This is a genomic window from Sphingobacterium sp. GQ94 (assembly GCF_059758715.1).
Map to the genome: position 1 here is coordinate 175977 of NZ_JCAXEC010000004.1, position 23226 is coordinate 199202.

Consider the following 23226-nt stretch of genomic DNA (forward strand, 5'->3'; position numbering starts at 1 on the left):
TGCGCGGGGATTTTTAGTACAAAAGTTTAACCGATGAACAGAAGTTGAACCTTGCACAAATATCCAATCGAAGCCGTTCAGCCTCGCTTTTGGCAATACCTTGTTATGCGGTCGGCTTTCATTCATTCATCAGTTGATTCTGTTCAAATTCGTCAATCAGTTTTCCACATTCGTTTTGGTCAGAAACAAATCTGTCACTATCAAATTGCTCCTTAAAATATTGATAAAGGTCATCAAACTTGCGCCCAAAAACTTCTACCCAAGCTTGGTCTTGATTTTCTTTAATACTCAAATCATTTGCGGTTACTATTACTATAATTCTTTCTCCTGGTTTGTCATCCTTAATGTTTGATTTCCAAAAGTGAAAGACGATTTCAATTTTTTCTTTGTCTATTTGCGTTACTTGTTCGTAAAGATATTCGTCTATTTGTGTTTGGTTAATTTGAATAAGATTTCCGTCATCGTCAACTTTGTTGAATTCAACTTTTATGTTTCCAGCAAGTTCAATTGCCAATGGAAATGAAATGTTGTCAGAGTCAATGGGCAAATTATATCTCTCAATTATTTTGTCAGTAAATACATGGGTTGAATAGTCGTTAAGTGTTAATCTGAACTTGTCAATATTCTCATTTACGTTAATTATCCAACTGTCGTGAAGTTTGCAAACCAAATATTTTTTAAATGCTCCAAGTCGGTTTGCGTTGTTGCCTAAGAAAACGGAATACTTATCTGTGTCAAATATTGGTTCGTCCAAGTCAACAAAGTCGTCTGCTAAAAATGGAGCTATTGTCTGTATATTTCGATTATCGTTCATTCGTTTCGGTGTCGTCTTTTAAGTCTAATATGTAACGCCACACCAAATCTCTGGGACCAAATACCCAAGAGCCAGGCCTATTACACTTGTACCTATATTCATTGCTAATTTTGTAGCTACTTTTTTTAATAATTTTAGTAAATCTTTGCGGCAAAGCCTTAATTATCCTGTTCATTTATCGATTTGTTTTAGTTTTTAGTTCGTCTTTTTTTGAGTTTCCAGGAGTTTTTAAGGCGCCTTTTGTGGTTTGAGCGGCCACTTTTGCAACAGTTTTTAAGCCTGATTTCCCTATTGCTATCGTATTTGTGGTTACATAATTACATGTCGCTTTTACAACTTCTTTAGATTACTTTCAACCTTGTAAAATTCAAGAACATAGATACTGTTAAATCGACAAAACCCCTCCCTGGCTTTGTTTTATGTGATAATTTCAAAACTCTTTAACTGAGATATTTTTTTGTCCTGCTTATTTGCTTCTATCTGTTTTAAAAACTCGTCTTGGCAATTACCCTTTTCTTGTAACCCCTGTAGCCAAGTATCAAATTCCCCATACCACATTTCAACCATCTGCATATTCCAATTTTTACTCGTCTGTTTTATTTGATTTAAAACATTTTGAACCTGGGATTGATTGCCTGTATATAAAGCAGTATAAAGTTTAAGCTCAAATAGTTTTGCCTGCTCTGCTGAATTTGATTTAACCAACATATCACCAAATAGGCTATCCACAAATTCAAACAATGATTTCAAAGTAATATCATCAATCAATGAAACTGAAATTTGCTTTCTAAAACATTCGATGGCGTCATTAAAATGAGTTGGATGCTTTTCGTAAGGGATATCAAATTGTAATCCCTTTCTGTTATAAAGCTGCTTCATTAAAACTGGTGCATCCAAACATTTTTTTACATCACTCTTCCATAAGGCATAAATTACAAAGTGAGGTCGGTATTCTTCTGGATGAGGCAATTTGATCAGCTCTATCCCAATAATACAAGAGCCAACTACTTTGTATAATTTGTTTTGTGCATATGCAGAAAGCTGAGAAAAAAAATTTAACCAATCCTCAGTAATTCTTTTTTTTATCTCTTTTATATCTTCTGTCATATTAAGGCCTAATTACTTGTATCACTATTCCAAAATTATTCAAATCCTTGCCAAATTGGGCGGGACTCATAACTGCATTACGAAATTTAAAATCATCAATAATTCCATTAGTTTTAGCCTATGTGCAATTACAACGAAATCCGATTTAAAGATCGGCCTTCGTTGCTTCATAAAAAGATTCTAACTCTTTTTCAATCATTAAAAAGATCTTATCAAGTGTTCCTCCATTATGATAATGAGAAAACAGTGGTATCAATTGTGTTAGAGCCTCTTTTTCCCACGCATTAGTTCTTGGATCTAATCCCAAAATATATTTTTCAATATTGATTTGGGTTAAGGGATTGCCAACAGATTGTGATAATAACCGAACAAAAATATTTAAACCTTCAACTCGATGAGGCCAATCATTGATAGAGTCTAGGATAGCCTGAATATCACCATCCAACAAAACCGGCAATTTCCCGGAATCAACAAGAGACATCAATGATTCTATAGAGTATTTCATCTTACTTTACAATTAAACCATACCTTCTCTATTATCATCCTTATAACAGTTGCTATAAAATAAATTTAACTAGAAAAGTTATACAATTGAACAACTTTTAATAAAAAATATATTTTAACGGCCTCATTGAAGCTTTTCGATTTTCCAATCTAAATGCTTTTCTATCATATTGTATAATGCCGTATCGGTATTTTCAAGTTCCCGATAGATTGATTATTCTCCTTGTCTTCAAAAACATCCTTAGAAATATGGAGGTTTTGATAATAATTATACCAAACACATTTTCTAACAAATAAATCAGATAGGTCTTTAGTTGATCAGTATTGATAAAACTCTTTAATATCTTCTTTCTCTTTGTGTAGCGAAATAAAAACAGCACTTCGTTATAACATTAGTTTTTGCTGAATCATTGCAATAATAAGTCCTAGGGGTAAGATTTATGAATAATAAAATTTCAAATTTAAACTTAAAAAAGGTAAATTTAGGGTCTTTTATATTTTGTTATTTGGAGTTAAAACAATATACATGACTAGTGACCGATTCGAATGTGAAATTTTAAGAGCTAGCAGGACTAGGTTATTGCAATTAATAGAAACAGTTGATTACGAAATACTATTTAAAATACCTGAAAATTTTAACAATAATATAATCTGGCAAATTGGTCATTGTATCACATCGCAACAGAGACACATGTATATGCGTAGTGGATTACCAATGTATATATCACAAGAATTCATGGAAACCTTCAAAATTGGTACATCTCCACGTTCTTGGAAAATTATTCCAGATGTTAATGAAGTGAAACATTTATTGCTTGATACAGTTAATCACCTTGAGGAAGATCTGGAATCGCGATTATTTGTAAACTATGAACCTGTTAGCTTACCTATTGGTTTTCAAATGAAAAATCATATACAGGCACTACAAGCTGCTAACTTTCACGAAGCGGAGCATAGTGGAATAATTTTCACGTATTTAAAACTACTAGACAAAAAAAGTACGATTCTAATACGATAAACCGTAATACAGAACACTAAGTAAACTAAAGAAAGACAGATTTATTTGCCGATACAATATCTACCAATAACTTAATTATCAGCATATTACCAACCATCAAGGTGTAGCAAAAGCACAGTAATTTTAGAGAAAAATAAGTTTTCAACATCAGCAGTAATTTCTCCTGTTATCTCACCAATTGTCACATTTTCTTTAAAAAAAACGATAGAGACTTCTGGAAAGTTGAAAATCTACTGACTACGTGACTACATGACTACAAAATATTAATAATCAAAAATAAAATACTGAATTAAAGAGTTTTACGACAACATTATAAAGTTTTACTTTTTTCAATTTACTGACTACAAATAGCGTTTTGTAGTCGGTAAACCTTAAAAAACTACCAATTTAGCTCATAATTTGTGCTTCTGCCACCCGAATCAGCCTTAATTAGGACACCTTTACTAACTAGATCTGTAATATCTCGTAATGCAGTATCTGCAGAAACCTTTGTCATCTTTGCCCATTTTGATGAAGTCAGATTTCCTTTAAAATTATCCATTAATTTATTCAACATCATTCGTTGGCGATTATTACTGATATTAACATTGTTTTGCATCCAAAAGTGATGTTTTCTAACGACTTTATCTATTATCGTATTCGACGCAATAATAGCTCCTTTGAGGCAGTTTAAAAACCAAACTACCCAATTGGTAATATCTGAATCTCCTTTTTGCGTTTTCTCTAGAATCGTATAATATTCCTTACGTTCCTGTTTAATTTGCGCAGACATACTATAAAAGCGTTGATTGACACCATCCGCTTTCGATAGTTGCATATCTGTTAATGCACGAGCAATACGTCCGTTTCCATCATCAAATGGATGTATAGTCACAAACCATAAATGTACAATAGCAGCTTTTAAGACTGGATCTATAAGAGAATCCGTATTAAACCAGCCTATGAATCTCTTCATTTCTTCTTCGAGTCGTTCAGCTTTAGGTGCTTCAAAGTGTACAGCTTCTTTTCCCATTCCTCCCGAAACGACTTGCATATCTCCACTTCTCCATTGTGCTACATCAATCTTGTACAAGCCACTTCTTCCGATTGGAAATAATGCACCATGCCAACCAAATAATCTTTCTTTGCTTATAGCTTTATCTGCATTTTGTGTCGCGTCTAGCATCATTTCTACAACACCATCGATATGACGATCAGAATTAACAAGACCTGAGTTGTCCAACCCTAATCGAGTCGCTATTGATGAGCGCACTTGTTCTGGATTTAATATCTCTCCCTCTATTTCTGATGATTGAACAACATCTTGGATAAGTGTTTCCAAATTTGCTTCGTCTTTTAACTCAAATCCTAGCAACTCTACTTTCCCAATAAGCTTTCCTTGTAGATGCCGAACTTCACTTAATAGATTAAGTATCTTCTCATCTTCCCAATGAAAATCTGTCCAATTATGTCGTTCGTGTATATAGACTGCCATGACCTCAAAATTATATGCGGTAAATATAGGCATTATTTACCGCATATAAAGCGGAGAATAATCTATTTATTCTCCGCAAATTATTTAGCGTATTCTTTAGTTAATAATTGATCCGTCCGCTGTAACCTTTCGTTTCCTCGATCAAACTCGTGAACTAAACATAGTTGATTTTCATTATAAATGATTGCTATTTCAAATAAAATCAACAACTATGCCTGAACAACAATCAAAAAAAATAGGGTTAAGTTAGTAGATTACTTATCTTCTCTACTACTATCTCCTTCCACAGTTTGAAATTTTTTTCAGTAGTAATTTGTAGAACGTGACAATGTTTATTATCAAAACCTGATTGGTCTTTTAAGTAAAACTGTCCTTGAATTAAATTGTCATCACCAGGATACAACAATATAACCTTACGCGCCTCGAAATACTCATGATAAACGAACATCTGACGCAAGTCATCTGGAGAAGGGCTTTTACCTTCCAAGTTTTTCCATTTGGTATCGATAACAATTGTAGAAACTTTGTTGGTTAAAACAATATCTGGACGCATACTAGAACTCAGTGAATCACCTCGCCAAAAACGCTTACTAACCTGGCCAGAAACTTTATAATCCTTTAATGATTTACACAATAAGCCTAAAACAAATTGCTCCCATAAAGCATTCATATCAAACATTAAAGCAAGTATATGTCTACGCCCCTTACTAATATCTGGATGATAGTTTAACAGTATCTGCTCCGCAATATCAATAATGGTCCTATAAACCTGCGATTTACGATCGTAAGTAATAGTATCAAAGGTCTTGCTTTTCACCTTGATCTTTTCTTGCTCTGGAAAATTCAGCAGCAAATTTCCAATTCGAGAAGCCAGTAAAACATTTCGATTGAGCCTTTGAATCAACAATAAAGCTGCATAAATGATTTGATGCAATTGATGCTGAACAGTATAAACTGTGGTTTCGATATAAAATCGCTCTTTATGAATAATATTCTGCTGTATATGCTTCGAGAAAGATAATTTACCCTTTAATGCTTTAACATTATGCTCCTGACGAGCATATTTCTTTATTAATCCGCTATGAATTAAAGATTCTAATTCGGTAACGAACAGCTCAAAATATAAATCCAATACCGAATTGTGCTTCAGCTTCAAATTAGATGAACCAGATTCTTTGACTGAAAATCCCCATACCGATCGAATCATATTGATCAAGATATTTTGCCAGGCAGAAACATCCGTAGATTTATCGGCTTTCGGCAAAATTTCTATAATAGTATCACCTACGTGCAATACCCCGACATACGCACAGAACTGTACCCCATTCCGTATGAGTTTAAAGAATGGTGTATAATTCCCATGATAAGCTTCTAGCGCTCTATAGAGCTTATACTCTTGTTCAATCTGCATATCAAACAAAAGCTTTTCATGCTCGAATCGGATAATATGTTTTAAATCTTTTGCAATCATTAGTGCATCAGATCTTGGATCGCTTGTTCGAAAGATAAAAACTCTTCATTATGGGTACGATAATCGATGATTTCATATATAGGTTTGCTTTCCAATTCGTCTACATAATCATAGTCAAAATCAGCAAATATATTCTTTTCTTCTTTTTTCAAACGCACGAAACCTTTGCCCAATACTAAGCCTATCTTTCCATAATCACCAAAGAAATATTCTTGTAATAACGGTATGATGTTTTTATAAAATGAATCAATGATAGTTTCCTCATTTTTTCCAATAAAGTAAGCGTGACCTATACAATGATCTCTATCTATCAACTTTTCAATGCGCATATTAATTCGCCTCAACACATCTCCCGCTGCGTAATCAAAGATGTCGTAAGTTAATTCTTCCAGATCAGTTATTGGCAACATCTCTTCAAAAACAAAACGTCTACGCAAAGCTGTATCTAAAGACTCGACCGAACGGTCAGCTGTGTTCATCGTACCAATGATATGCAAATTTGATGGTACGGAAAATTTTTCTTTACTGTACGGTAAAGTAACTTCTAATGCTTCTTCCTTACCTTCGCGTTTCGAATCTTCAATCAATGTAATCAGTTCACCAAAAATAGCCGATACATTTCCTCGATTGATCTCATCAATGATTAACACATAGTTCTTCTTGATTTCTTTATCGTTTCTAATACCTCCCGGTGTATTAGCTGCTATTTTTGTATTAATAAAATTGATTACAGACCAATAAGCAGTAGAATTAAGACCTCCTACAACAGCTCTAAACTCCTTATCTATATTTTTGACAATAGACAAATCTGGAAAAGCCTCCTGAAGCTTCTTTGCTCTCGCATAAGAAACCACATATTCTTTCACTCCTCCTTTTGAAGGTTTCAGAGTAAGATTACCATTGGAAGTAATATCTTTAACCAGCATGCCCAGATTCGGAGTTAGAATATCCAATTTATATTCAAGTTCCTTATCTGAAGCTTCGTTTACCAACTCGAGCAGCTCATTCCATGCGTCATCAAAACCATAATTCTTGGTATAACTGGTGTTTTTTTTCTCCAAGCGAATATTACCAACCAATTGTTTTAATATTCCTGCCTTTACATCGTAAACAACCTGCTTATTTCCTTCGTTATCTTCCTCTATTAACGGTTTTATCCCTTCTACAAAATCCTCATAGCTCATGGACTGGTGAAAAGTTGTAAAAACAATCTGATCAGCATCTACATAGTCCTTAAATCTAGCTTTTAAAACCTCTCTTTTTTCGTGGATTATCGATTCAATAGGCTTGTTTTCAATAATAGCTAAAGCTTTATTAATCGTATGGTAAGTTTTTCCTGTTCCTGGAGGACCATATAGTATTTGGTTTAACGGTGCTGACATATCGTGTTCATGGTTTTTCAAATTCTCTTCAAAAACATGAATAGTTTTATCAAAAACAGCTTGACGAAATTCTTTATCAAAAACCATTTTTTCAAAATCAGATTTATTATATCGTAAAAAACCAGAAACAACGGTACTAGCAAGTGTTTCTTGGATTGGAGCTATTGTTAAGTCTAGAATATCTTGACGTGAAAAATCGTGAGTAGAATTTAGATACGCTTCTTTCCCCTTTTCGAAGGGTTCGTATACTGCTTCAGTAGGCGTTTTAGAAATATACCTCAAATAATTTTTCTTAGTTTCAATACACCAAATATAACGCTGACCTATCCCAAAAATCAATCTGTCTTTACGATAATTATAATACACACGTTGGTCATTTGGTTTCAAATCAATTTTTACGATTATTGCATCTAAACCAGAGAAATAGTGTTCGGATAGTTTTAAATTAGAATGGACAATATCAAATAATTCTTTCGAAATACTATAGCTGTTTACTATTTCCGGATTATCGCCCTCTGTCCCTGAATACTTCTCAATTCTTTTATATGTTTTGTCTAAATTGATCTCAAAATCATCACCAGTAATTTTATCTGCCTTAAAATCTGAATACTTACTCTTTAATGCATTAATATTGCTATCTACGATATTGATAAAATCAAGCAATTGAATATCAACATCCTTTAACAAAGCCTCAATGTTTTCATACGAAACCTTGATGGGTTTAATCTGAAAATTATACATCTTAGCATTAGGGTTGAAAGGTCTCTTCAATCCAAATTTCTGTTCTAAAGGTTCTTTGAGGTTTTGGATCAACTCTAAAGCATATTGATTTTGAGAACTATTAGGCTCTTTTGTCTGATTACATTCGAAAAAATAAATAAGCTCTTTTTTATTACTCGTATATTGAAAAATCAACTGGATAAGATCTCCTGATGAACCAGGAAACGAAACGGGAATTGTCCAAAAAGTAGTGCCAAAATAGTGAGATGCTTCTTTACCGATAAAATAATCTGTCTCAGCGCCATTCGACGCCACCCTTCTAAGACCAAAAGTGAATCCTGTTGTCTTATTTTTTTCAAATAGCCAATCGAAAACTGCTTTTTCGTAATCTTTATATGTTAACATAATTTACTTCTTTTTAAACTGCGGAATAGAATCCGCTTCATTAAAATTCACGATCAGTTTGCGCATACGCCCCTTATTTGAGAAATGACGGCCGAGGTTAATGGATTTATCAAAAAAATCATTTTTACCCTCTTTATCAGTGTAATGAAATATCCTTACCGATTTACAATTCTCATGATCAAAAACTTCCTTAAACATTGTTCTGTCGGATAAACCACAAGAGTGACCTACAATAAAAACCTGAAATTGTCCTTCATTTAGGAAGCGAATTAGATTTCTATAATTAGGCGTTTTAAGATAATGATAAGATTTCACATGTTCGAAAAGTGCATTATTACCCTGTTCCTCGAAATTAGTATAATCCTTATCATGTTCGTCACCAAAACCAAAAATGATAGGATTATTTGGGTTATTAAGTTGCCCATGAATATGGTTCACATCAACTCTATTAAACAAGTTACCTTTGATTTCTCTTATATAATTATAAAATGTATTGGTATAGTTAAAATTCAAAACATAGATTTTATGTTGGATCTCATTTGAGTTTTCTACAGTAAAATCTTTTCCAAGCTTATTACTTAATTCATCATCACCTATACTAGGATCAAAATCAATTTCTTGAAACTCTTGGCCTAGAAGCTTTCCTAATAGAAAGTTTGGACTGTCATCAAAATTAGTTTCTTGAATGGATAAATATTCCTGTAGCTTTTTCTTCAAAAATTCAAAATGTGTATTCAATTTTCGGATATAATCTGAATTATGAGAATTATCTTGATGATTATATTTCTTCAAAGCATTAAAATATTCTTGCTCAACATCTACCCAGCCACATTCAAGGCAGGTTTTAATAAGCTCATTAAAAAATAATGATTTAAATTCAACCTTAAGAGCTAATTCATTAGATAGAGATTCATATTTATCATAATATGAACTTGGAATACTCTCTCTTTTAGATTCATAATTCAAATAAAGAGATAGTCGATCTTGTTCATGTAGATATCTACTAATACCCTTTTTTGCAGCATCACTTGTTAGATCCATTAATCGATAATGTTCACGAACCTCAACACGTAGAAAGTCATCTTCATAGGAATGACCATTAGCATATATTCCTGATTGAATAAAACACTGATCCAAGTACCAAAAAATAAAATCTTTATAGCTAGTTTTTAATCCATGTGCTAGATCAAAACCATTGCCTATAAGTATCAGTCTATTCATAACAATACCATTTGCAATTACCTATTCTTCTTAAAATTCTCAGCCTGCTCCAGCACATTTCTGTACACATCATCTTGGGTAATGGGTGGATATCCATATTGATGCAATTTTACGATGATATCCATTTTTAGTTGGGCTTTGATGTCATCTCGGTCGCTCCAATCAGGATATTTGGCGGTACTGTCAACAATCTTTTTTATTTCACGAGCTAATTCTAGCATTTTGTCATTGTCGAACTCAAAACCGTATTGTTTGCAGATCATATCTAAAATATCGTAAAACGCTTTCTCTTCGTAATCAATACCTAAATCTTGAAAAGAATCCATTTCTTCACGAAGTCTGATAATGAGGTTAAGCATTTGCTCTGCTGTATCAAACTGAATCCCTTCATAATCTAAAATATCACCTTCGCTACGTTCGTTATAGCGGTTGATGATCGATTGAAGCCGTTCCGAAAAATCTTGTCCTTTTACTTTATTTACCTTTTTAAAATCAGTAATGGTTTGCTTTAATAATCGCTCTAAAATCTTAATCTTGGTATTCGGTAATTCTAGATTGGAGATTTTCTCAATAAACTTATCATTAAACAGATCAATCGCGTTGGCTTTGTTATCGTCCAGCTTAAAGATTTCTTCAACACCTTCCGAAATGATAGCTTCTTCTACCAATTTAGCCACTTTAGCATTCATTTGTTCGGTATCAGGAGCTTCACCTTTGGTCAGCTTAACGACAATGGATTTCACCGCAAAATAGAAATGAACTTCATCCACTTCTTTCAGATTAAACAACTCCGAACCGCTCACCAAGTTATAAGCAGATTTCAATTTCTTCGTTACGTTGACAAAGAATTTTTCAGAATCTTCGGTCTTTAAAACTAGTTCTGAAGCTTTGTTTAAACATTGTAGACGTTCAACTGGTAATCCTTCGAAATAGGCTATACTATCAAACTGATGAAAAAACTGACGCAACAAATCCATTTGATCTCTCACAATGATTTCGGCTTGCGCAATATCTTCAAAATCATCCTCTGCAGTTTGATTATTAAACATGCCTAATGCTTTGTTCAAGTTCTTTTTAATCCCAATATAATCTACAACCAAACCACGATCTTTACCTTGATACTTTCGGTTAACACGAGAAATGGTTTGTATTAAATTATGCGTTTGCAAAGGTTTATCAATGTAAATCGTATCCATGAAAGGAACATCAAAACCTGTTAACCACATATCGACCACAATCGCAATCTTGAAGTTCGATTTTATTTGTTTGAACTGTCGATCCAATTCTTTACGATCATCTTTACTTCCCAACAAATCCCACAGGTCCTTTTCATCATCTTTATTGCGTGTCATAATCATTTTAACACGTTCAATCGGTTTTATATCTTTTTGCTCTTTCTCGCTCAAGTCCTCAGGCAACATCATTTCTCCCCACTCAGGGTATAAAGCCAAAATCGACTGATATAGTTTATACGCAATGCCACGAGAAGCACAAACAAACATAACTTTGCCTGCAACGGTTGCATTTTCTTTTAATCTATTTTCATAATGCTCCACAAAATCGTCGGCAATGGCTTTGATTCGATCGCTATCTCCCAAAACCACTTCCATATTAGCAATGGCTTTCTGGCTGGCTTCTACATGATACTCAGAGGCACCTTCACGCATTACATTTTCGTAGTAAGCCTCAATATCCTGAACTTTATTATAGTCCAAATTTACTTTCGCTGCCCGTCCCTCATACACTAAACGAACGGTGATTTCATCATTCACAGATTCAAACATGGTGTATTGATCCACCACATCTCCAAAAACTTCTAAAGTCTTGTCAATTGGCGTTCCTGTAAAACCAACATAGGTTGCGTTTGGTAACGAATCGTGTAAATACTTAGCAAAACCATAAGATTTTGTTACCCCTTTTTCTTCGTCAATTTTCACCTTTAAGTCCAGATTCACTTGAGAACGGTGGGCTTCATCCGAAATACAAATGATATTGGTTCTATCGGACAAGATTTCAGCATCTTCAGCAAACTTTTGTACCGTTGTTAAATATACACCACCACTTTCTATACCTCTCAAACGATCTCTTAAATCAGCTCTTGAATCAATATTGATGATATTTTCATCGCCAATAAACTTCTTTGCATTGACAAAATCTTTCGACAACTGATCGTCCAAATCCGTACGGTCAGAAATAATGATAATCGTAGGACTTGAAAATTCCGTAGAACGCATCAACAAACGCGATAAATACAACATCGTATAGCTTTTACCACATCCTGTGGCACCAAAATACGTTCCGCCTTTACCATCGCCTTCGGGTTTACGGTGTTTTAATATATTTTGATAAAGTTTGTTGGATGCATAATACTGCGGGTAACGTGTCAAAATTTTCAGTTCGTTTTTTGAAGTATCAGGAAACAAAACAAAGTTGTGAATAATATCCACCAAACGACTTTGGTTCAGCATACCGTGAACGATAGACGTTGTGGTTTCAATCCCCGATAAGGCTTTTTTCTCTTCTCCCGTAATTTTATTCCATCCGTAATAAAATTCATAAGGCGAAAAGACCGTTCCTGCCTTGTTGTTCACTCCATCGCTAATCACGCAGAACACATTGTATTTCATCAATTCTGGAATGTCTCTACGGTAACGAATAGTCAATTGTTTAAATGCATCGTGAATGGTAATTTCTTCTTCAATAGCCGTTTTAAATTCAAAAACAACCACAGGAATACCATTGATGTACAAAATCAAATCGGGAATACGCAACTCCGTACCTTGAATCTCTAATTGATTAACGATTTTAAAGGTATTTGCTTGTATATGCTCAATATCAACATATCTAATATGTAAATCTTTCTTCTTAGGATCGTTTCGTTTAAAAATCAGACCATCCGCCAATAATTTGCAAATGTATTTATTGGAATCGTATAAGTTAGAAGCAGACTGAAAAGCGATTTCGTTCACCAAACTTTCGAATTCTATATCTTCTAAATCGGGATAACGATTCAACAAAAAAGTACGTAAATCTTCTTTCAGTAAAACGTCTTGATTAGAAGAGCGTACTAAATCTTTTCCATTAATATAGTGATAACCTTCTGTTTCCAAAAGGCTGATAAATGCTTGCTCTAATTGTGATTCTGTGTATTTCATGCTACAATAAGGAATTTATAAACTGTTTCCCTTTCTCTGTTAAGTAATACTTTTGTTTGCTACTTGTAGGTTTATCCGGTATTGTTAATGCAATATAACTTTGATTAATAGCAGGTTGTAGGTAGTTTGTTCTAAAATTTTCCCGATCTGATAATTGAAGTAATACTTGCAGTTCCTGTCTTGAATGTAATCCACTCATTTTCGACAACAATTCTTGCACTTGCTGGGTGACTTGCTGGGTGACCTGCTGGGTGACTTGCTGGGTGACTTGCTCGCTTGATGGCAATATTACTCTCAAAAAATTATCAGAGAAATGGAAATAATCACGCTTGTAATATTGCAAGATCCTCGGAATACCTGACCCTAATTGCTCCACCAAATCCAAATCTTTGAAAATACGCATCAACTCTTTATTCCGAGGCATCGAAAATCCTTGAAAAAATTCTTCTTGAGACAAACCAGTAGGTAAACCACCATACGAGGTAATCTCTATTCTGTCGTTGAATATCTCAAACTTTGGTGCAATTTCTCGCGTATAATCATTATGCACAAAAGCGTTAATAATGGCTTCACGCAAAGCAATGGCATGCCACAAGCGCTTTTCTTCTCGTTCTTTAGCGGTTATTTTCGTTAGCGTTCGATTTTCTAGATTGAGCTTATCCAACACCTGTTTAGTTGCTTTCACTAAACTTTCATAGCCATATTCATTACTCTCAGCTAAATCAACTCTGTCCAAACCTTGGTAACGAGCCACTTTTACAGAAATAGCATTGACATCGTTCATCAGATAAGCCACATAATTATACTGACCATCTTCGGTCTGCAATTCTAGATTACGAGCAAACTGTTCATTGAGCGTTTTATCCACTGACTGATAGTAGATATGCAATTGCTGGAACTTCAAATCTTGCTTTGGCGATAGGATATTGCCGATAGAATGGCGAGTTCTTTTGCTAAATAGTGTTTCTATTTGTCGTGCCGTCATAGGCTCGGCTGCACTACCTACACGGATAAACGCACCTCGCTCAGAAAGTCCGTATTTCTTAACATAATAAGGCTTTTCATAGCCAGCAGCGACAATTATTTTGATGATATCTTTATCATCTCTCCCCTCCGAAACCAAGTCAAACAAACCCATACAAGATGGCACAATATTATTTTTCAACCGATCTTTGATTAGCAATTGTTCTTGATCAGCATCCTGCACACCAACTGTATTGCCATGCTTGTCTATGCCAATATAAATAACGCCACCTTCCTTAGAATTAAGAAATGCAACCACTTCTTTTTCTAATTCGGGCGTTACTTTTTGCTTGTATTCTGTATGTTGGTTTTCGGGCATGTTTTTTTTATACACTAATAAAAGTTTGATCTAATTGGGATTCGGGATAATTCATGAATCAACTTCTTTTTCCCTTAATACTCTGAATTCATTATATTTTGATTGAAGTCCATTTTTATCCAGCAATCTTTGATAAATAAACTTAAAGCTTGTTAAGAATAAACCTGTTGGGATTAACCAAATCCATTTACATACTTCTTTTTGCATTGAACCCTCAGGTAAATTATTAGCAAAGTTTGTATAAACAGCAATAATATTCCATGATTCTTGTTGAAAACAAAACAACAGAATGAAATAAACTACACAAATTATAGCAAGAGAAATCCAAAAATACCCCTTTGATTTATATTTAATTAAATCAACTTTAGCTTTAGCACCAATTAGTTCGTTCTTTATACTTTTATTTTTTTCAATCTCTGCATTTTTTTGTCCCTTCTCAACATCTTTACTTTGTTTTAATGTTTCAATAGCAGTTGATGTATGTTCTTGATATTTCTCGAATTTATTTTCTAATCTTTCCTTAGACTTTTGTAATTCTTCAATTTGCAATTCTAGTTGTGATTTAGCAAACAATCGAGATTTTTCAATAATTCCTTCTTCAGTATTAGTTTTATCTAAAATTCCTTTAAATCCTATATTAATCATTTGAGAAACAATACTACTTTGTTGAGTAAAGTCTGTTGTTATTTCTGAAATCCCATTTAATATCAATTGAAGATTTTCATTAGATATCCCTTTTTCGCCGTTACTAATATTTAAAAAACTAACAAAACTCTTAAAGTCATCATTCGTTCTATTTAAATACCGCAATAAAATACTCATCCATTGAGAAGGTAACAAAACTATAGGAATAGAATTATTTTGAGTGTAATCCCATTTTCTTAATAGTTGGTCTGCTGAAATTAAGTAATATTTACAATCAAAAATATTAGCATAATTACCATTTCTTAAAAATTTTATTACTTGAATATTTTTTGCATCTAATATACTAGCCTCTAAATTAGACGGCCGCCTTTCACTCTTGAAAGAATTTATTTGAGACCCCATATCCAATATTAATTCTTCAACTTTCGAGTCCTTAATATCAAAATGTTCTTTATAATCTTCTTTAATGTCAAATTTTTTCTTTAGGCCTTCTAATAAAGAAAAAATATGTGCCTTAAACAATTCAGTTGAATCATTAACTCTTTTTCTTCGCCAAGTATGATAATAATCAATGAAATCTTGACTTTTTCTAAAATTTTGAAAAACGTCTGAATTAATTTTGGCAGTATTATATTTAGACATTTGTCCTATATAGAAATCTAAGGTCTTTTTTACTTCATCTATAGTATATTTAGATATAAATAAAGACTCTTTTGCTTCTTTAAATTTTTCAAGGAAAGTTAGAGTTCTATTCTTACGATTTTCTCCATTAATTCCTATAGCCCTAAAAATCACATTCGTATCAAGATAAAACACTTTATTTTTAAGATTCTCTAATTTAAAACTGGCCCCTTTCTTATTGGTGATTAAACAATATTCAAGGGCTAAATTTGAAATATCAAAAATCATTTTATTTTTCTCATAATTATCCCAATTCAGAAATGTATTGATAATATCAATTTCTAAAGAATTTAAATTGTGATCATTATTACTCAATAAATCCTGAATCTGAAATGTAGGGTCTACAAGTTTGCTGAAACTAGAAATGTTAATCTGAAAAATTTCATACAAAAATCTATGTATTATAGTTTTTAATTCTTTTAAATCAAATTCAGTATTACTTTTACGAAATTCTTCAATAAAATAATCCAAATTATTTGTGATAATTTTACTTTTAACAAGTTCAAAACGTTTTTGTGTAAGGGTAATTTTTATCTCCTCAATCTTGCAGTTTGAGGTATTAAAATAATTAACATCTGAAATGACCTCTCTAATTTCTTCTTCTGTAAAATCTAAATTATATTGATTCTTAAGCTTATCAATTAATGAATGTAAGCCAATAAAATCATTATTGTTATCAATAAAAATTGACTCTATTACCTTCTTATGTAGTGTTTTAGAGCTAACTTCATAATTATTATCAGCATAAAGAACAGCTGCTAGTCTAAAAATATCTTCTTTCATTTAAGTTTTCTAGTGTTTCCTTTGGTTAATAATAGTTAGTTACCCTCCAACGTTGCCAAACGCGACAACAACAAACTTTGGAGTTGAGCGATTTTTTGGTTAATTATTTTCGATATAATCTCTAACTCCTTTCATCAATATTGGACAAAGAGGTTGTAAGGATTCTTTCAATTTTTCATTTAGTTTTTTACGTGTCTCTAAAGTATGATAGATAGTAACAATCGCTTGTTGTTTTTCAATATCAGGAATGGGCAACATTACATCACGCATACCTTCCCAGTTGAAAGTTTCTCTTGCGCTACCCCATGAATGATATCGAGCATAGCGATCGAACTCTGATCTTGAAAACCAAAGTAATAGGAATTCAGGAAGTAATTCATCTTCATTAAAAACTTTAAATGTTGTATAAATGGAAGAAATAATACATGTTTTATCAGAATTCATTGCTATTGCAATTTTCTCACCTCTCCTAGATGTATCTGCCACATAGGCAAATTCTCTTAAATTCAAAACCTTATAGTTATGAAAACTGACTCCTGAAACATTTGCTTTTGTCTCAATAAGGACCTTATTAGTTGATATACCTCTTAAATATTTTATTTTTAGGTCAAAATTTCTATTATCAACAGCCTCAATATATTCGCCCAATCTTTTCTTAGGTTCTGTCTTAATCAAGTTCTCAATATAACTATCGCAGATTAGCTGTAAATCTTCTAAGGAGTTTTCGTAGCACGCTTGATTTGTCAATAAAGCATTATAAATCGCAACGTAATTTTTCTGCTCCTCAATTGAAATTATCGGAATCTCTATTTCACACAAATCTTCCCAATTAAATGTTTCTCTTGCACTTCCCCAAGAATTATATCTCGCATATCTGTCAAATTCAGGTCTATTGATAATTATATATAAAAATTCAGGTAGTAGTTTCTCATTCGGCTCAAATACTGTATATGTTGAAGAAACTAGGTAAGTTTCATCTGTTCTATTTATTGCAATAGATAATTTTTCTCCATTTCTTGATGTTACCGTTACATAAGCAAATTGATTGTTTTGGACTAATTTATAACTATGTAATGGTACTCCGTCCATATTGGCTTTAGTGTCAATAAATAATTTTTGGTTAGATATACCTTTAACCAATTCAAATTTTAAATCTGAATTCCTTACGTCAACCTGTTTTATATAATTCCCTAATTTATCCAATCTCATAATTAAGGGATTTAAAAGCATTAATCAATTCTTGTTGAGATTCTTTTTCTTCCTCAATGATCACCTTGAACTTCTTTTGAATACGTTTCATTTCTGTATCGAAATCAATCCCCAAATCTCGATCAACAAATTCTACGTATTTACTTGGCATCAATGCGTAATCATTCTTTCTAATCTCATCAACATTTGCAGAATAACAATATTCAGCTTCGTTCACATAATTTGTTTCCCAATCTATTTGCTGCCAATTATGATATGTAGAAGCTATTTTCCGCATATCCTCTTCGATAAATTCAATATATGATTTTTCATAAGGTGTTCCCCATTTACGCAAATCCATAAATAAGACTTCACCTTTACGGTTACGGTAGCTTTTAATACCATCGTTTACTCCAACGGTACGTTCGGTTTTATTACGATTCAGAATCCAAAGCGTCACCGAAATATCAGTAGAATAAAACATATCTCTTGGTAAAACTACAATGGTTTCTACCAAATCATTTTCAATAATCTGTTTGCGGATTTTGTATTCTTCACCACCGCCTGAAAGCGCACCATTTGCTAAGATAAATCCTGCTACACCATTTTGAGATAGTTTGGAAATCATATTCAATATCCACGCATAGTTGGCATTGGATTTTGGAGGAACTTCGTATCCTGCCCAACGTGGATCGTTGGTTAATTCGTTCTCTGCACGCCAATCCTTTAAGTTAAACGGCGGATTCGCCATGATGTAATCGGCTTTCAAATCTTTGTGCTGATCGTCTCCAAATGTATCGGCAGCTTTAATTCCCATATTGGCTGAAATTCCACGGATGGCTAAGTTCATCTTCGCCAGTTTAAATGTGGTATTCGTTAACTCTTGTCCGTATATAGAGATGTCTTTTTTGTTTCCTTGGTGTTTCTCAATAAACTTTAACGACTGCACAAACATACCACCCGATCCGCAAGAAGGGTCATAGATTTTACCTTTGTAGGGTTCAATCATTTCGGCAATCAGGTTTACAATTGATTTTGGCGTATAGAATTCTCCCTTACCTTTTCCTTCGGCAATGGCAAACTTACTCAAGAAATATTCGTACACACGCCCCACAATATCTTGCGCCTCATCAAGTAGTGTATCTATTTTGTTAATAGTATCTAATAATGAAGAAAATTTAGATTGATCCAATCCCAATCGAGAGAAATAGTTGTCAGGCAACGCACCCTCTAACGATTTGTTGGTACGCTCAATCGTTTTAAGCGCAGAATCGACTTTTAAGGTAATATCTTCTTGTTTGGCGTTTTCGATAATATACGTCCAACGTGATTCCTCAGGCAAATAGAAAACACTTTCTGCCTGATAAAATTCAGGAATTTCCAAGAACGCTTCTTTGCCTTCCGCTTTTAATTCTTTTCTTCTTTTTACAAATTTGTCGTTCGCAAATTTCAAGAAGATTAAACTCAATACAACATGTTTATATTCGGAAGGTTCTACAGAACCACGTAGTTTATTAGCTGAATCCCAAAGGATTTCTTCGGTACTTTTTGTTTGGACTTTTTTAGCCATTGTAATTGTAATAATTAGTTGGTTGCTTTATTAAGCAAATATCCTTAAATATACTCAAAAAAAGCACGATTTTAATACGGAAAACCGTAATAAACACCAATAAAAGAAAGGAAAGTAAAAAAGCTGGCGAAAAGAAGAAAATATAGTCGTTCAGAACAAGGACTACTTAAATTGATAGTGTTTGATACAAAGTTTTTATATTTCATCAAAAACAACAATCTCCTTGCTATATTTTCTCAGTCTTTTATTCATCGATCTCTTCACAAAACTCTTGATTCCTCGCACATTCTGCACGTAGCAGAAAATTTTTCTTGCCTTTTTAGAAGTACAGTCCATCTCTAAACCGCTTTCAGGAAATTCTTTTCTTCCGTTGTTCATTTTGATTTTATTATGCCAAACAAGTATACAAAATTAATCAATGTACATTTTCAAGTCGACAGTGGAGATTATTATATTTACAGCAAAAATTTAAATCATGTCAAGATCAGTAAGAAAAACTAAAATATTCGGATATACAACGGCAGAAACCGAGAAACAAGATAAAAGACGATGGAATAAAGTTTTCAGAAAGGTTTCTAAAAATCTGATCCGTTTAGAAAAAGAAGCACCAGTTAAAATCCAAGATGTAACTAGTGTTTGGGATGGATCAAAAGATGGGAAGCAGTATTATCATGGTGCTACCAAAAAAGATATGAAGAAATAGATTTTTTCTAGTTCTTATCATCCGAAAAAACAGCCATAACCATCCTGATCTATTTCTGTCAGCATTTCCTGTAAACTACTAGTGGCAGGTTTTGCCTCATAAGCCTCCCATTTACCCGATCCACGCATCCAATAGAGTTTCCATAATTTAGAAGATTTCACGAAGCGAAGCTTCGCAAAAGGTAGTTCTAAAATATTTGTTGGATCATTCCATTGCGGTCTAATTTCAAACAATAAAGCCGTTTGTCCATACCAAGAATAACCAAAATCCAGTTGCTTACGCACTTCTTCATCTTTCGGTCTTTTGGCTTCGACGAAGCTCTTTAACTGAACTTCAATCATCGATATAGGTTCTTTTTTATCCATCATCATTACAAATCTAAAACTATTGGCTTATTCTTCATCTCATACCAGTCATCCAATACACTAGCGTTTACAAAAGTGGTTTCTGCTTTCGTAACGTTTCCGTATTCCTCGTGAATATGTCCAAAAATATGGTATTTGGGTTTCACCTGATAAACCCGCAAAAGTAATTCTTCACATCCTGTTTGTTTTCCATAAACCGTTTCATCCAGAATGCCAAAAGGTGGACCATGTGTAATCAAAATATCTATATCATCGAGTATCAAATCCCAATGTTGTTTAATTTCTGTCCCACGTTCACGGTTGAATGCCCAATTGTTGAACCATGGGGTGATCGGGGATCCCCAAAATTTGATCCCATTTATTTCTACACCAGAATCACTTAAGTAAATTATCTCATTGGGAATTAAGTCACTTATTTCTTCGGGATCTGCCTCTTCAAAGAAGAAATCATGATTGCCAGCAACAAAGATTTTGTGCGCATGTCTTTGTTCAGCAAACCAAGCTATAAAATCAATGACCTGTTCTTTTTTACCACCTCGAGTAACATCTCCAGCGTGAATAAGAATGTCACCATCAGGAATTTTTAGATCTCGATGCTTACCGTGTGTATCTGAAATAGCTACAATTTGCATATCCAAATTTATAGATTCTACGCCCTAAAACAATAAAAAAACCTCAATATGTCCGTAAATCCGTATATTTATACCATTAATTTATTGAACGAAACAGCGTAAGCTATCGTTATGGTTTATCAGAAATTGCGACCTTCAGATTACAACCGTTATAGCGATAGACTTACGCCCGTGCCTCATAATGGGCGTGGGCTAAGTCTATCTGGTTGTAAAGGCCGTCGCAAGCCTCTGATAAGGATATGATTTTAGTTTCACGCCTTTTTTATTTCTCGAAATTAACCAAAGTATGGCACAGGAAAACTTTTATTATCCCTATAATAGCATTGCGCTAAAATACATTGATCAGCAAATCGTTAAACGAATTATCAAAGCATATGAAAGAGGTGATCAGATAGGGAAAATAAAAACAGATTTTCCAGATGCTCCTATTACCAATAGTCTATATGTTAATCTTCCATACGAGCTAACCGATGAAAAGTGCATTTGTGGTCACTATATCTACCGAAAGGTTTCAGGTAGAACGTCCTATAAGGAGGACCTTGGTATCTGCCCAAATTGTTGGCACGATGGACAACAAAAGTTATGCAAGTGCCAGTACTGCTCTGAAAATCGTCTTATTGCTGAGGGAAAAGAAAATAGCGATTTTTTGCAACGGTGGAAAGAACATTGTAAATCGTTTGCTACATCAAAGAAAAAGACCAGTATGCTCGATTTAAATGATGCTCTTGATCTATTGATCGTATATAGGCATGATAATTTAATCAATTACGGAGATAACCAATTTAGCTTCGATTTCGTTCACACACCTCATGACGGTCATAGTGAATTATTATATGTTAGAAGCTTTAACCCTGAGTTGGTTGAATCGTTACAATCGCTTATAGATCGACATATACTAGTTCCTGTCGAAGAACTTACTTCTTCAAGAATTAACTTGTTAAAGTCATATGATGACCTTTCAAAAATCCCCTTTTACCTTGCTAAATGGAGATTTAATATCGAAGATGATCCAAAAATAGTCAAAATAGATATTAAAACATGGATGTCACAACGTCTTTATAATGCTGATGAGCTCAATTTCTTTTGGCTAGAGTTATACCATAATGAACTATCCCAGTACTTACAAGATCAAGCAAAAGAAAACCTAAGCCTAGCATTGACAGATCTTGAAATCCTTTCGATATCAGAATATCTCGCAGAAATATATCCGCTTTCCAAAGCATTCAATTTGATTTATTTTTCGGTTAGTTCAGCATTACGTTTTCAGGTACAGAAAAAGCCGAAAGAAAAAGTCCTGAAGAACTATCTCGTTACTAAAATCTTAGATATGGCTGAGCAAAAGAAAGAAAATCTGCATATCATCAAAGATTTTAGCAGACCTGCCATTATATCTATTTCCATAAAGACTCAAATCATCAGAAAAGACATTTTCAAACTCGAAGCAGACCACCTCACGTTGACAAAAGCATGTGCGATAGCTACGGTTACTAAACTATAAAAGAGAAATTACCTTATCAAATTCAATTTATATGAACAAATTCAATCAATTACTGGTTATTGCTACGATCCTATTATTCAGTGCTTGCAGAAAAGACGAACCTGGGTTTGAGGATCAAAAGTCCGTCAAAAAAATCGTAGAAGTAAAAATCACCTTTGAAGCAAATTATGCTAGCTATGGTGCTAATTTCGGGCTGCAAGTTACAAGTATCGATGGCGACTTGAATAATAGCTTTAGATTTGACGGTATCAGCTCAAAACTTTCTATCACACAAAAAGAAACAATCGTCCATACAGCTGAAATGTCACCGATCAGTAGTTCCAGCCAAAGCATTAAAACATCAATCCCTGTGAACACTTTTTCCATTGCCACTATAGCGACAAATTTAACCGAAAATTCAACACCACTTACGGCTAAATATGAATTCTACATCGACGGTAAAAAGACAGTAGAAAAATCACTTTCATTTCAACCAAACGATTATGCTGCTAAAGTTCTGATTTTCGACGTATCAAATCCCTCCAAAGTCATTGAAAACTAAATAATAA

The 23226-nt window shown here is 33.5% G+C and carries 19 protein-coding genes; 4 read left to right on the top strand and 15 right to left on the bottom strand.

Features of this window, described 5'->3' with window-relative positions:
- Positions 1-118 precede the first annotated feature (118 nt).
- From AC6CHH_RS05890 to AC6CHH_RS05900, 3 genes are all read right to left on the bottom strand, one after another.
- The gene (locus AC6CHH_RS05890; protein WP_498280712.1) at positions 119-814 is read right to left on the bottom strand and encodes a hypothetical protein; all 696 of its coding nucleotides are present in this window, start codon (positions 812-814) and stop codon (positions 119-121) included.
- 417 nt (positions 815-1231) lie between these two features.
- A complete protein-coding gene (locus AC6CHH_RS05895) occupies positions 1232-1921 on the bottom strand; it encodes a hypothetical protein (protein WP_498280714.1) in 690 nt (229 codons plus the stop codon).
- 145 nt (positions 1922-2066) lie between these two features.
- Complete coding sequence (locus tag AC6CHH_RS05900) at positions 2067-2426, bottom strand: hypothetical protein (protein ID WP_498280716.1); 360 nt, start codon at positions 2424-2426, stop codon at positions 2067-2069.
- Between the two features lie 525 nt (positions 2427-2951).
- Here AC6CHH_RS05900 and AC6CHH_RS05905 point away from each other — a divergent pair.
- Positions 2952-3443, top strand: a complete 492-nt coding sequence (locus AC6CHH_RS05905; RefSeq protein WP_498280718.1) for a DinB family protein — start codon at positions 2952-2954, stop codon at positions 3441-3443.
- Between the two features lie 379 nt (positions 3444-3822).
- Here the strand turns inward: AC6CHH_RS05905 and AC6CHH_RS05910 are convergent, their stop codons facing one another.
- The 10 genes from AC6CHH_RS05910 to AC6CHH_RS05955 all read right to left on the bottom strand — a co-directional run bounded on the left by AC6CHH_RS05910 (position 3823) and on the right by AC6CHH_RS05955 (position 19858).
- A complete protein-coding gene (locus AC6CHH_RS05910; RefSeq protein ID WP_498280720.1) occupies positions 3823-4950 on the bottom strand; it encodes a Fic family protein in 1128 nt (375 codons plus the stop codon).
- Between the two features lie 208 nt (positions 4951-5158).
- On the bottom strand, positions 5159-6388 hold the full coding sequence (locus AC6CHH_RS05915) for an McrC family protein (RefSeq protein ID WP_498280722.1): 1230 nt from the start codon (positions 6386-6388) through the stop codon (positions 5159-5161).
- Complete coding sequence (locus tag AC6CHH_RS05920; protein WP_498280724.1) at positions 6388-8895, bottom strand: McrB family protein; 2508 nt, start codon at positions 8893-8895, stop codon at positions 6388-6390. Before AC6CHH_RS05920 ends, AC6CHH_RS05915 begins: the two co-directional genes overlap by 1 nt.
- A gap of 3 nt (positions 8896-8898) precedes the next feature.
- A complete protein-coding gene (locus AC6CHH_RS05925; protein WP_498280726.1) occupies positions 8899-10116 on the bottom strand; it encodes an AbiH family protein in 1218 nt (405 codons plus the stop codon).
- Between the two features lie 17 nt (positions 10117-10133).
- A complete protein-coding gene (locus tag AC6CHH_RS05930; RefSeq protein WP_498280728.1) occupies positions 10134-13271 on the bottom strand; it encodes a type I restriction endonuclease subunit R in 3138 nt (1045 codons plus the stop codon).
- A 1-nt stretch (position 13272) separates the two neighbouring features.
- Positions 13273-14613: a Fic family protein gene (locus tag AC6CHH_RS05935; RefSeq protein WP_498280730.1), complete on the bottom strand. Its 1341-nt coding sequence runs from the start codon at positions 14611-14613 to the stop codon at positions 13273-13275.
- Between the two features lie 51 nt (positions 14614-14664).
- Positions 14665-16722, bottom strand: a complete 2058-nt coding sequence (locus AC6CHH_RS05940; RefSeq protein WP_498280732.1) for a hypothetical protein — start codon at positions 16720-16722, stop codon at positions 14665-14667.
- A 99-nt stretch (positions 16723-16821) separates the two neighbouring features.
- On the bottom strand, positions 16822-17931 hold the full coding sequence (locus AC6CHH_RS05945) for a restriction endonuclease subunit S (RefSeq protein ID WP_498280734.1): 1110 nt from the start codon (positions 17929-17931) through the stop codon (positions 16822-16824).
- Positions 17918-19480 (bottom strand): type I restriction-modification system subunit M, encoded by a 1563-nt coding sequence (locus AC6CHH_RS05950; RefSeq protein WP_498280736.1) that lies wholly within the window; start codon positions 19478-19480, stop codon positions 17918-17920. Before AC6CHH_RS05950 ends, AC6CHH_RS05945 begins: the two co-directional genes overlap by 14 nt.
- 195 nt (positions 19481-19675) lie before the next feature.
- Positions 19676-19858: a hypothetical protein gene (locus AC6CHH_RS05955; RefSeq protein ID WP_498280739.1), complete on the bottom strand. Its 183-nt coding sequence runs from the start codon at positions 19856-19858 to the stop codon at positions 19676-19678.
- A gap of 97 nt (positions 19859-19955) precedes the next feature.
- Here AC6CHH_RS05955 and AC6CHH_RS05960 point away from each other — a divergent pair, with 97 nt between their 5' ends.
- Positions 19956-20183 (top strand): hypothetical protein, encoded by a 228-nt coding sequence (locus AC6CHH_RS05960; protein WP_498280741.1) that lies wholly within the window; start codon positions 19956-19958, stop codon positions 20181-20183.
- A gap of 17 nt (positions 20184-20200) precedes the next feature.
- Here the strand turns inward: AC6CHH_RS05960 and AC6CHH_RS05965 are convergent, their stop codons facing one another.
- Together AC6CHH_RS05965 and AC6CHH_RS05970 are read right to left on the bottom strand one after the other, a co-directional pair.
- Entirely contained in the window at positions 20201-20548 is a 348-nt protein-coding gene (locus AC6CHH_RS05965; protein WP_498280743.1) for a DUF3024 domain-containing protein, read from the bottom strand.
- A 5-nt stretch (positions 20549-20553) separates the two neighbouring features.
- Positions 20554-21180 (bottom strand): metallophosphatase domain-containing protein, encoded by a 627-nt coding sequence (locus AC6CHH_RS05970; protein WP_498280745.1) that lies wholly within the window; start codon positions 21178-21180, stop codon positions 20554-20556.
- A 286-nt stretch (positions 21181-21466) separates the two neighbouring features.
- On the opposite strand from AC6CHH_RS05970, the gene AC6CHH_RS05975 reads away from it, so the two are divergent.
- On the top strand, positions 21467-22678 hold the full coding sequence (locus AC6CHH_RS05975; protein ID WP_498280747.1) for a hypothetical protein: 1212 nt from the start codon (positions 21467-21469) through the stop codon (positions 22676-22678).
- Between the two features lie 31 nt (positions 22679-22709).
- Positions 22710-23219, top strand: a complete 510-nt coding sequence (locus AC6CHH_RS05980; protein ID WP_498280749.1) for a hypothetical protein — start codon at positions 22710-22712, stop codon at positions 23217-23219.
- Positions 23220-23226 lie beyond the last annotated feature (7 nt).

Bases quoted from the DNA above. Each gene is read 5' to 3' on its own strand.
- AC6CHH_RS05935 (WP_498280730.1), bottom strand. From the start codon at position 14,613: ATGCCCGAAAACCAACATACAGAATACAAGCAAAAAGTAACGCCCGAA.
- AC6CHH_RS05930 (WP_498280728.1), bottom strand. From the start codon at position 13,271: ATGAAATACACAGAATCACAATTAGAGCAAGCATTTATCAGCCTTTTG.
- AC6CHH_RS05900 (WP_498280716.1), bottom strand. From the start codon at position 2,426: ATGAAATACTCTATAGAATCATTGATGTCTCTTGTTGATTCCGGGAAA.
- AC6CHH_RS05925 (WP_498280726.1), bottom strand. From the start codon at position 10,116: ATGAATAGACTGATACTTATAGGCAATGGTTTTGATCTAGCACATGGA.
- AC6CHH_RS05895 (WP_498280714.1), bottom strand. From the start codon at position 1,921: ATGACAGAAGATATAAAAGAGATAAAAAAAAGAATTACTGAGGATTGG.
- AC6CHH_RS05955 (WP_498280739.1), bottom strand. From the start codon at position 19,858: ATGAACAACGGAAGAAAAGAATTTCCTGAAAGCGGTTTAGAGATGGAC.
- AC6CHH_RS05980 (WP_498280749.1), top strand. From the start codon at position 22,710: ATGAACAAATTCAATCAATTACTGGTTATTGCTACGATCCTATTATTC.
- AC6CHH_RS05950 (WP_498280736.1), bottom strand. From the start codon at position 19,480: ATGGCTAAAAAAGTCCAAACAAAAAGTACCGAAGAAATCCTTTGGGAT.
- AC6CHH_RS05970 (WP_498280745.1), bottom strand. From the start codon at position 21,180: ATGCAAATTGTAGCTATTTCAGATACACACGGTAAGCATCGAGATCTA.
- AC6CHH_RS05945 (WP_498280734.1), bottom strand. From the start codon at position 17,931: ATGAGATTGGATAAATTAGGGAATTATATAAAACAGGTTGACGTAAGG.
- AC6CHH_RS05915 (WP_498280722.1), bottom strand. From the start codon at position 6,388: ATGATTGCAAAAGATTTAAAACATATTATCCGATTCGAGCATGAAAAG.
- AC6CHH_RS05960 (WP_498280741.1), top strand. From the start codon at position 19,956: ATGTCAAGATCAGTAAGAAAAACTAAAATATTCGGATATACAACGGCA.
- AC6CHH_RS05965 (WP_498280743.1), bottom strand. From the start codon at position 20,548: ATGGATAAAAAAGAACCTATATCGATGATTGAAGTTCAGTTAAAGAGC.
- AC6CHH_RS05975 (WP_498280747.1), top strand. From the start codon at position 21,467: ATGGCACAGGAAAACTTTTATTATCCCTATAATAGCATTGCGCTAAAA.
- AC6CHH_RS05910 (WP_498280720.1), bottom strand. From the start codon at position 4,950: ATGCCTATATTTACCGCATATAATTTTGAGGTCATGGCAGTCTATATA.
- AC6CHH_RS05920 (WP_498280724.1), bottom strand. From the start codon at position 8,895: ATGTTAACATATAAAGATTACGAAAAAGCAGTTTTCGATTGGCTATTT.
- AC6CHH_RS05940 (WP_498280732.1), bottom strand. From the start codon at position 16,722: ATGAAAGAAGATATTTTTAGACTAGCAGCTGTTCTTTATGCTGATAAT.
- AC6CHH_RS05905 (WP_498280718.1), top strand. From the start codon at position 2,952: ATGACTAGTGACCGATTCGAATGTGAAATTTTAAGAGCTAGCAGGACT.
- AC6CHH_RS05890 (WP_498280712.1), bottom strand. From the start codon at position 814: ATGAACGATAATCGAAATATACAGACAATAGCTCCATTTTTAGCAGAC.